This window comes from Cobetia sp. SIMBA_158, assembly GCF_046566945.1.
GTDB lineage: Bacteria > Pseudomonadota > Gammaproteobacteria > Pseudomonadales > Halomonadaceae > Cobetia > Cobetia amphilecti.
This window is the reverse complement of the sequence record NZ_JAWJYL010000356.1, coordinates 1-273: the sequence shown is the minus strand read 5'-3', so window position 1 is coordinate 273 and position 273 is coordinate 1. Positions and strand designations below refer to the sequence as shown.

Genomic DNA, 273 nt, shown 5'->3' with positions numbered 1-273 from the left:
TAATGTTAACAACACCAGCAATTGCATCAGATCCATACACAGCTGATGCACCATCTTTTAAGATTTCAATTGATTTGATCATTGCAACAGGAATGGTATTTAAATCAACTGAAGAGTCTGCACCGGTTCCAGAAGAAACCATACGACGACCATTTAATAACACTAGGGTACGTTGTGACCCCATGCCACGTAAGTTAACAGTTGCAGAGCCACCTGAACCATTATTACTTGAAGCACCAAGGCTTATACCAGCAGCAGATGGCTGAGTTGAGA

The 273-nt window shown here is 41.8% G+C and carries 1 protein-coding gene; it reads right to left on the bottom strand.

Annotated elements, in window-relative coordinates; all coding sequences use genetic code 11:
* Positions 1–273, bottom strand: a 273-nt coding sequence (locus tag R2R70_RS20265) for a TonB-dependent receptor plug domain-containing protein (protein ID WP_410978938.1), incomplete at both ends; no start/stop codon positions are given.